Consider the following 278-nt stretch of genomic DNA (forward strand, 5'->3'; position numbering starts at 1 on the left):
GGGCAAGGGCTTTCATATCATCCAGTCGATGATCGCCATCGGCTCCGGGGGCGCGGCGGGCAAAGGTTGGACCCACGGCACGCAGACGCACCTGGAGTTCATCCCCGAGCGCACCACCGATTTCATTTTCGCCGTCTTCTCCGAGGAATTCGGCCTCACCGGCAATCTGGTGCTGATGGTGCTGTACCTGCTGCTGATCTGGCGTGGACTTTCCATCGCCCTCAATGCATCCACTTTCTTTACGCGCCTGCTGGCGGGCGCCATTACGATGATTTACT

1 protein-coding gene is annotated in these 278 nt (G+C 59.4%); it reads left to right on the plus strand.

Features of this window, described 5'->3' with window-relative positions; genetic code table 11:
* Nucleotides 1-278 (plus strand): FtsW/RodA/SpoVE family cell cycle protein (locus tag EE949_RS01065; protein ID WP_164666670.1); only part of this gene is annotated, 278 nt, incomplete at both ends.

The sequence above is a fragment of the Pseudomonas viridiflava genome (assembly GCF_900602065.1).
GTDB lineage: Bacteria > Pseudomonadota > Gammaproteobacteria > Pseudomonadales > Pseudomonadaceae > Aquipseudomonas.